A 7,843-nucleotide genomic window follows, 5' to 3' on the forward strand; every position below is an offset into this window, starting at 1 on the left:
GGAACCTTTCTTGAGAAAGGTTCCTTCTCCCCTCCCCCACATGCTTTCCCCTTCCAGCTTGAACTCCCCGTTCTTCCGGGATATGTCTGTTGACGGCCCACATTTTCCAACTGCGAACCGAAAAGGGAAACCTCATGTCCGATACCACCACCGCGCCCGCCGCTGCCGACGCCGCCACGCAAGCCGCGCTCGAACGCCTCAATACCGTCATCGACCGCCTCATCGCACCGGACGGCTGTCCGTGGGACAGCACGCAGACGCCGGAATCGCTGACCGAATACGTCATTGAAGAGTGCCACGAACTCGTGGACGCCATCCGCTCCGGCAAGACCGCCGATATGGTCGAAGAACTGGGCGACGTGGCCTTCCTGATCCTGCTGATCGGCAAGCTCATGGCCCGCGCGGGCGGCCCGTCCCTCGCCGACGCGCTTGAAGTCGAAGCAGCCAAGATGGTACGCCGCCATCCCCACGTTTTCAGCGACACGACCTATGAAAGCCAGTCCGAACAGCTCAAGGACTGGGATCGCATCAAACGCGAGGAAAAGGCCGCTGCGGACGCCGAAGGCCCCAAGGGAACCTATGACAGCCTGCCGCGCGGCCTGCCACCCCTGACGAAGGCCTACCGCATCCACGCCAAGGCCGACCGCGTGGGCTTCACGTGGCCTGAAAATGAAGACGTCGAAAAGCAGGTCGAGGCCGAATGGCTGGAACTGCTTGATGCGATGGCTTCCGACGACGCCGAGGCCATCGAACACGAATTCGGCGACCACATGTTCACCCTCGTCGAGCTTGGCCGCCGCAAGGGGATCAAGGCGGCCCCCGCCCTGAACGCCGCCACCGAACGCTTCCTCGCCCGTTTCGAGCGCATGGAAGCCATTGCCCGCGAGCGTAACCTCGATTTCGTCAACCTTTCCCTCGACGACAAGGACGACCTCTGGAACGAGGTCAAAGCCGCCGAGAAGCCCGGTACGGAAAAAACGGAAGACTAAAATTGGAAGGGGAGGGGAGAGGGAACCCTGGTTCCCTCTCCCCTCCCCAATCTTCACATCTTATCCAGCCTTAATCCATGTTGATAACGGCAACCTTGCCGGTTTCAGCGTGCAGCACGTGCACGGCACAACCCAGTCACGGGTCAAAGGCGCGGATAAGCCGCGCTATGTTGACGGGATTCTCAATGTCGGGCACGGGCACGCCGATGAGGGCTTCCTCAAGAGCGCCGCGCATACCGGTGTCGTTGCGGGGAGCGCAGTTCCAAAGGGTCGCGGACACGATCTGATAGTTGTCGATCTTGCCGTTGCGGACCTTGGTGAAATGCATCAGCGAACCGCGAGGCGCCTCGGTAAAGCCGAACCCTTCGGAATCCTTCATCACCGGCATGGAGAACGTCTCCTCGTCGGGACGCACTTCCTTAAGGAAGCGCTCGACGACGTCCAGCATGAGGTAGGATTCTTCGGCGCGGGCCACGTGACGGCCAAGCAGCGAGAAGGCGAGGTCTTCGCCCATGTCGCGGAAGTTCTTCACGTCGAGGCCGAAATATTCCTTGAACAGCTTCTGGCCGATGGGCGAAATGGGCTTGTTGTTCACCCACATACGCGCCAGCGGGCCGACTTCCATGGGCTTCCCGTTGTACAGGGGGGCCTTCACGAAGCTGTACGCGCCCTTCTTGTCCACTTCGAGGACGTTCTCGCCCTTGGTAAAGGGCTTGCCCGAGGTGGAGTCGGCGAACCACGAATACTTGACGTCTTCAGTAACCCGCTTCACATCGAAGGGCATGTCCTTGCCGTCCTGATAGGCTCCGGCCTTGAACACGAACTCCTTGCCCTCGTCGTCCAGCGGGAACACGCCCACGCACAGCGCATTGCGGTATCCCTGCCCGAACGCTCCGAGATCCTTGTACTGGCTGCCGACCAGATAGACCACGGGAAGGTACTTTTCTTCGACGAACTTGCGGACCTTCTTGAAACGGGCCGCGTATTCGACGAGCTTTTCCTTCGTGGGGATTTCAGCGGCTCCGCCGGCGAGGATGCCGTGCACGTGAGGCATACGGCCGCCGAAAAGCGCGACCATCTCATGGCACACGGCGCGCACTTCCAGCGCCTCGACGTACTGATCGACGCCCACGGCGTTGATGGCCGGGGGGAGGCGCAAATCGGGCTTGGCGTAGCGCGGCATGAACGGGGCGGTGTCCGGCCCCTGGATGAAATCCTGGCCCGCCAGATGGTAAAAATGCAGGATGTGCGACTGGAGGTAGTTCGCACCGAGGATCAGGTTACGGGTGGCGCGACCGTTGCTCGGAACCGCGGTGCCGCTGGCTTTTTCCAGCGCGATGCTGGCGGCGGTGGCATGGGCGGTGGGGCACACGCCGCAGATGCGCTGCACGATCTGGGCGGCGTCGCGCGGATGACGCCCGCGCAGGATGGATTCGAAACCACGGTACATGCCGCCGGTCAGTTTCGCATCGACGACTTTGCCGTTTTCAACCACGACCTCGGCCTTGAGATGGCCTTCGATGCGGGTCACCGGATCGATGGCGATCGTGGTTTTCGTCTGGGTAGCTTCTGCCATAAAGTGGCTCCTCAAAAGCGACTGGAACGGGAAACCCCGTTCAGAGTGTCAGATAAGCGCAACCCCGGAGGATTGCCGCCTCCCGGCCGGAAAACGGCCTAGTTGACGTAGAAGGGGGACTGCCCGTCGGGGAAGGTCGGGGAGGTGCAGCCGATGCACGTGGCGTTGTTGACGCACCAGTTGACCCCGTTGTTCCATTTGCGCTCGAAGGAGTCGCAGGCGCTCCGGGGGCCCTTGCAGCCCATGCTGAAACGGCAGCCGTCCTTGTCGCTCATGGTCTTGACCATGTGCCCGGCTTCAAATGCGCTCAGGTGGGGACAGTTCATGTGCACGTTCTTGTAGAACGCCTTCGGGCGGCCGTTGGCGTCGAGCCCCTGCTTGACCAGCAGTCCGAGCGTGTTGGTGGCGAGAGCCTGAAGGCCGAGGCCGATGGTGCCCACGATCCAGTCGGGATGCGGAGGACAACCGGGGATGTTGATGACGGGGGCGGGGATGCCTTCCTTTTTGAGGAACGCGGAAACGCCCATGGCGCCGGTCTCGTTGCCCTTCCCGGCGGGAATGCCGCCGTAGGCCGCGCAGGTGCCCACGGCGAGCACGGCGGCGGCGTTGGCGGCCAGCACCTTGGTCACTTCGGTCATGGTCACTTCATGGTGGTTGGCTTCCGCCACCACGCAGCACTTGCCGTCATGCGCCACGGGCACGGCACCCTCAACGGCGAAGATAAACTTGCCCTTGAACTTTTCGGCGACGCGCATCATGTGCTCATACGCGCCCTCGCCTTCAGCGGCCATGACGGTGGGATGGAATTCAAGGCTGATGATTTTGAGCAGCACGTCGGCTATGCTCGGGTGCGTGCTGTTCAGCAGCGTGACCGAACAGCCCGTGCACCCCTGCCCCTGAACCCAGAAAACGGGAGGACGTTCGCCGGTGAGCGTTTGGGCAAAGGCCTCGTGGATGGCGGGGTGAAACATTTGGGAAACCCCGAACCCGGCCACCGTGCCCGAACACAGTTTGACGAAATCTCGTCTGGAAAGAGCCATTCCTGCCTCCTTGATAAAGGCATGTTGATACGATGGATAGCGAGGGATGCTGCACAACGCGCGCTCTGAGGACGGACAGAATGCGGCCTACAGCAAAAGATTATAATCGTATTATACAGAGGCCGGAATTGTGTCAATCAAAACAGGGTAAAACGTGCCACTTATCTTTTTTCCGTAACACGATTAAGACTGCAACCATGCAACATCACCAACAATGTGCGTTTTAGAACAAGCTTATCAGGCCGCATGGCATAAGAAACCACGGGCTGCCGCGCCACTGCGGCAACCCCGTGTTCCACTGCGTTCCTCCCGCACAATCCGCCGCTACAGATTTTTTCCGCCCCGTGCCGCCCGCTCCGGGCCGTGGTGCGCCTTGCGATCGGCAAAATGTTTCCGGCTGGCCGCAAAGATCAGGCTCGCCACGACCAGCGTGCACATTTCCGCCAACGGTATGGCTACGTAAATACCCACATTGCCGAACAGTTGCGGCAACAGCCACAGGAAGCCCACCGGGAAAAGCAAGCTGCGCATGAGAGCCACCGCAGCGGACGCCGCAGCCATATGCAGCGCCGTGAAGAAACTCGCCAGAGCCATGTTCAGGCCGCTGAACAAAAAAGCCAGCTTGAACCAGTCGATGAACTCCAGCGTCACCGCCACCACTTTCTCCTCACCGGGCAGGAAGATTTTCAACAGCATTTCCGGATATAGCGCGAACAGACCATACAGCATGAGCCCGATGCCGAAGACCATGCCCAAGGCAAGCCCGAGGAATTGGCGGGCGCGGGCGAAGTTCCTGGCCCCGAAATTGGCGCTTACCAGAGGAGACAGGGAGTCACTGATGGCGTAGGACACGGAGGCCCCAAACCATGCGGCATAGTTGATGATAGTAAACGCAGCCACACCGTATGAGCCGATCCGGGCAAGCAAAATCCAGTTGATGAACAAGATCACCAGTCCGATCGACGTCTCGTTGATCAATTCGGAAACGCCGTTCCAGCAAGCCTGCCCGACCTCCTTCCACGCGCCAATCGCACGGGTAAAACGGCACTTCGCCTCAGGAGTGAAAAAGTGCAGGCACAAAACCCCCGTCGTGATGGTATAGGCAATGCCGGTAGCATAGGCCGCACCCTCGACGCCCATGCCAAACACGGGGATAAAGACGGCGTCCAGAACAATGTTGATGAGCGCGCTCAGCATGAGCCCCACGGAAGCCAGAGCGGGTTTCCCGTTCACGCGGACGAAATACGAGAGCGCCAGGCCGCAAGGGATCATCGGCCCGAAAAACATCAAGCCGCGCAAATAGGCTTCGGCGGGCCCCCGCAGCTCTTCATCCGCCCCGAGAAAGCGCACCAGTTCGCCGCTGAACAGCAGCATCCCCGCCGACGCGGCTAGACCGACAAGCAGCAGGGAGAGCATCGTTTTGGTGAAAATCGCGGAAGCCGCTTCCGGCCTCTTCTCGCCAAGATATTTCCCGGCCCGGACTGCCCCACCCGACGCAAGCATGACGCCCACCCCGAAAAACAAGGAAAACATCGGCATGACAAGGTTGAGGGCCGCCAAAGACATCGCCCCGACATAGCGGCCGACGAAGAAGCCGTCCACTATGGCCGCCGAAGACTGGAGCAGCATGGCCAGCGTCCACGGGATGCAGTAACGCAAAAAGGTCCGCACCAAAGGGCCGTGGAGCATGAGATCCAATCCGTGCATAAACTTCCTTCAAAGAGAAAAAGATTGCGGCATGTCGAATTCCGGAGAGTGGAGCCCCTTCAGGAAAGGATGCCCTCCCCCTCCAAAACGTTCCGACGCCGGAGACACCGTACAGCAAGAAGCCCGTTCCGCTATGAGGCAGTTTATCCGGCTCCCCACTGCCCCCATGAAGGGAACAAAGGGGTTATCCGAGGCTGTCCTCCCTCCGCGGCGATATGTGCCTTGCAAAGGCTCAAGCTATTTTCCGAATACGCCATTTTTTACGGGACAGAAACCGTGCCATGCCCTGAGAGCGACATGGCACGCTTCATTAGTACGTACAAGGATTATCCTTACACGGACTAATTGGCAAGAAAAATTTCTCTGCGCCAAGATAAAAGATGCCAGCCCATAAAAAAGCCTCCGGTGTACACACGGAGGCCCTCTCTCAAAACATGCCCGTCCCGGCACAGCGTCAGGCTATGCCGTAACGCACCATATACCAAAGCGTCTTGACGTATTCCGAAAAAATATACCCCATCTCATAGATGCGGAACCGTGCCGTGAATGTCGCCCCCGCATAGACCGGGTGCACCCCGAACGCCACTTCGGGCCAGACGTCCCGAAACACCGCAAGCGCCCGCCTGCTGTGGAACCAGCTCGTCACCAGCATGACGGAACGGGGATGCGAGGCTTCCAGCGCCTTTTTGGTCAGAACGGCGTTTTCATACGTGCTGCGGGATTGGCTCTCACAGGCCGCATCCGGCACTCCCGCCATGCCGAGCCGCCGGACGATAAGCCCACCGTCGCCGGAGCCCGTCACAAAGACTTTCGGGGCAACGCCCTGATGATACAGCTCCGCCGCACCGATCACGCGCTGCCCGGATTCACCTCCGAGCACTACAATGACATCCGCATGTTCCAACGGCACGTCAACATGCAGCCACGCTTCCGCCCGCCAGATCAGCACAGCCCCGATCAGCAAAGCGGCGATCGCCAGCTTGCCGATCGCCCCATACCATCCCTGCCCCATCCCCCGCTCTCCGCCGAGCTCCGGATATGCCTTTCCTTTCCCAAACATGCTCCCCCACAAAAAACAGCCCCCATCCAGCCCATACCGCTCCCCTTGAACAGGGGATCGATAACGACAAACGTCTTTGGAGGAGAGGGGGAAGGTTGAGGGGAGAGGCCCCCTTCCGGAAAAAGGTTCCCCTCCCAATGCAATCTTCATCAGCCCGGCCGCAATCAGTCTCCGGCCTTGAGCTGTTCCCAATACTTTTCGTACAGTTCGCGGGCTTTGCCCACGTTGACGGTCACTTCACCCTTGGCGAGCTCTTCCGGATCCAGCACAATGACCTTGCTCTCGGCGTATTCGGGCTCAAGGATCTTCTCGGCGGCCTTGTTCGGCGTGGAGTAGTTGAACTCTTCCACGCACAGCTTGGCGACCTCGGGACGCATCAGGTAACTGATGAACTTGTAGGCGTTTTCCTTGTGCTCGGCCCCGGCGGGGATGGCGAAGTTGTCGAGCCAGATCAGCATCCCCTCTTCGGGCACGATGAATTCGAGGTCGGGGTTTTCCTGCATGGCGATGAAGGCGTCGCCGTTCCACGCCAGCCCGGCCACCACTTCCTCGCTGATGAAGGCCTGCTTGGTGGCGGTCACGTCGAACACGCGCACGGACGGCTTGAGGGCCTTCAGCCACTCGTAGGCGGCCTTGATTTCGTCGGGGTTGGTGCTGTTGATGGAGTAGCCGCACGCCTTCAAGCCCACGCCGAACGTATCGCGCAGGTCATCGGAAAGCAGCACCCTGCCCTTGAATTCGGGCCGGGCGAGATCCTTCCAGCTCTTGATGGTGGAGACGTCCACGGCCTTCTTGTTCACGAGCAGCCCCACCGTGCCCCACATATAGGGGATGGTCAGGGCATTGCCCCTGTCGAAAGGCTGATTCAGCGAGGCGGGATCAAGGTTGCCGAGGCCCTTGATCTTGCTCTTGTCCAGCTTGGCGAGCAGGTTGTCCTGCGCCATCACTTCCACGAAGTACCCGGAAGGGACGACCAGATCATACCCTTTGGCCCCGAGCAGTTTGAGCTTCGCGTACATGGCCTCGTTGGATTCATAGGTGGAAAGCACCACCTTGATGCCTGTCTCTTTCGTGAAGCCATTGACGACTTCCTGCGGAATGTATTCCGACCAGCTGAACACGTTCAGTTCCTTCGCCTCTTCCGCAAAAGCCGGAGAAGCGGCGATCAGCAGCGCGACAAGCGCAACGAGGAGTTTTTTCACGCGAGTTCCTTATAAAGTTGAAGGTAATTAGGAATGTGGGGGAGGGGAGAGGGAACCTTTCTGAAGAAAGGCTTCCCTCTCCCCTCCCCCACGCCCCCACCTCTCTCCCTCCCAAGACTTTCGTCTTTTTGGGACGGGGCGGCGAGGAGGCCATGCCTGAAAGAATAAGCATCTTCCCGAGAAAAGAAAACAGGCCGCGCAACGGAACTCCCGCCGCACGGCCCGCATGTCCGCCGTATTTTTCGAACAGGGATTCAATAAACACAAAA

Annotated in this window: 6 protein-coding genes; 1 reads left to right on the plus strand and 5 read right to left on the minus strand. The window is 59.8% G+C overall.

Going from position 1 to position 7,843, the window contains the following annotated elements; genetic code table 11:
- Window positions 1–134 precede the first annotated feature (134 nt).
- A complete protein-coding gene (gene mazG, locus HMPREF0178_RS07630; protein ID WP_009368188.1) occupies window positions 135–989 on the plus strand; it encodes a nucleoside triphosphate pyrophosphohydrolase in 855 nt (284 codons plus the stop codon).
- A 136-nt stretch (window positions 990–1,125) separates the two neighbouring features.
- Here the strand turns inward: mazG and hysA are convergent, their stop codons facing one another.
- The 5 genes from hysA to HMPREF0178_RS07655 all read right to left on the minus strand — a co-directional run bounded on the left by hysA (window position 1,126) and on the right by HMPREF0178_RS07655 (window position 7,574).
- Window positions 1,126–2,565 carry a NiFeSe hydrogenase large subunit HysA gene (hysA, locus tag HMPREF0178_RS07635; RefSeq protein ID WP_009368189.1) on the minus strand — a complete coding sequence of 480 codons (1,440 nt, stop codon included), beginning with the start codon at window positions 2,563–2,565 and terminating at the stop codon, window positions 1,126–1,128.
- 98 nt (window positions 2,566–2,663) lie between these two features.
- The gene (gene hysB / locus HMPREF0178_RS07640; RefSeq protein WP_255344674.1) at window positions 2,664–3,620 is read right to left on the minus strand and encodes a NiFeSe hydrogenase small subunit; all 957 of its coding nucleotides are present in this window, start codon (window positions 3,618–3,620) and stop codon (window positions 2,664–2,666) included.
- Window positions 3,621–3,929: 309 nt separating this feature from the next.
- Window positions 3,930–5,312 carry an MATE family efflux transporter gene (locus HMPREF0178_RS07645; protein ID WP_005027976.1) on the minus strand — a complete coding sequence of 461 codons (1,383 nt, stop codon included), beginning with the start codon at window positions 5,310–5,312 and terminating at the stop codon, window positions 3,930–3,932.
- A 454-nt stretch (window positions 5,313–5,766) separates the two neighbouring features.
- Window positions 5,767–6,372: a YdcF family protein gene (locus HMPREF0178_RS07650; protein WP_232281233.1), complete on the minus strand. Its 606-nt coding sequence runs from the start codon at window positions 6,370–6,372 to the stop codon at window positions 5,767–5,769.
- 164 nt (window positions 6,373–6,536) lie between these two features.
- Window positions 6,537–7,574, minus strand: a complete 1,038-nt coding sequence (locus HMPREF0178_RS07655; protein ID WP_009368192.1) for a spermidine/putrescine ABC transporter substrate-binding protein — start codon at window positions 7,572–7,574, stop codon at window positions 6,537–6,539.
- Between the last annotated feature and the right edge of the window lie 269 nt (window positions 7,575–7,843).

Source organism: Bilophila sp. 4_1_30 (assembly GCF_000224655.1).
GTDB lineage: Bacteria > Desulfobacterota > Desulfovibrionia > Desulfovibrionales > Desulfovibrionaceae > Bilophila > Bilophila wadsworthia.